This window comes from Streptomyces sp. NPDC002520, from assembly GCF_053595235.1.
In genome coordinates, this window is the sequence record NZ_JBSFXG010000094.1 from 1 (window position 1) to 1246 (window position 1246).

The 1246-nt window shown below is 66.5% G+C and carries 2 protein-coding genes; both read right to left on the minus strand.

The window, feature by feature from the left end:
- Positions 1-818 (minus strand): alpha-amylase family glycosyl hydrolase (locus ACWD5D_RS44835; RefSeq protein WP_451378503.1); only part of this gene is annotated, 818 nt, incomplete at its 3' end.
- Positions 815-1246 (minus strand): alpha-glucosidase C-terminal domain-containing protein (locus ACWD5D_RS44840; RefSeq protein ID WP_451378504.1); only part of this gene is annotated, 432 nt, incomplete at its 5' end. The genes ACWD5D_RS44835 and ACWD5D_RS44840, both read right to left, overlap by 4 nt.

Here is a 1246-nt window from a genome sequence, read left to right on the forward strand (position 1 = left end):
CCGAAGTAGTCGACGACGTCCTCGGGCCACTGGTTGGCCTCCGCCAGCAGCACGGTGTCGGGGTACTGGGCGTCGATCTCCTTGCGCACCCGCTTGAGGAAGGCGTGCGAGGCGGGCAGGTTCTCGCAGTTGGTGCCCTCTTCGGCGTACAGGTAGGGGACCGCGTCGAGCCGGTACCCGTCGATGCCGAGGTCGAGCCAGAACTTCAGGGCGGCCAGGATCTCCTCCTGCACGGCAGGGTTCTCGTAGTTGAGGTCCGGCTGGTGCGAGAAGAAGCGGTGGAAGAAGTACTGGCCGCGCACCGGGTCGAAGGTCCAGTTGGAGGCCTCGGTGTCGACGAAGATGATCCGCGCGTCCTCGTAACCCCTGTCGTCGTCGGCCCACATGTAATAGTCGCCGTAGGGGCCGTCGGGGTTCTTGCGGGACTCCTGGAACCACGGGTGCTGGTCGCTGGTGTGGTTCATGACGAAGTCGATGATGACGCGCATGCCGCGCTGGTGGGCGGCGTCGACGAACTCGACGAAGTCGGCGAGGTCGCCGAACTCGGGCAGGACGGCGGTGTAGTCGGAGACGTCGTAACCGCCGTCACGCAGTGGGGACTTGAAGAACGGCGGGAGCCAGAGGCAGTCCACGCCGAGCCACTGGAGATAGTCGAGTTTGGCGGTCAGGCCCTTGAGGTCGCCGACGCCGTCGCCGTTGCTGTCCTGGAAGGAGCGGACCAGGACCTCGTAGAAGACGGCACGTTTGAACCACTGCGGGTCCCGGTCCTTGGCGGGAGTGTCCTCGAACGTGTCCAGGACGGGTTCGTTGACGGTCATGACGCTGCGGGCCCTCCGTTTTGGGGCGTCGATCGCCCGACGTGGAGCACGTGCGCCGGCACCCGGCCGGGCGTGAGGCGCACGTAGTTGGTCCTGCCCCAGTGGTAGGTCTCCCCTGTCAGTTCGTCGTGCACGGACAGGGCAGCGTTCCAGTCCAGGCCGAGTTGCGGCATGTCCAACGAGACCGTGGCCTCCTGGGTGTGGTGGGGGTCGAGGTTGACGACCACGACGACCGTGTCCGTACCCGTGCTCTTGCTGTAGGCGAGCACGGCATCGTTGTCGGTCTCATGGAAGCGGAGATTCCGCAGGCGCTGTAGCGCGGGGTGCTCTCGCCGGATGGTGTTGAGGCGGGTGACGAGGGGGGCGATGGTGCGGCCCTCGCGGGCGGCCGCCTCCCAGTCGCGGGGTTTGAGCTGGTACTTCTCCGA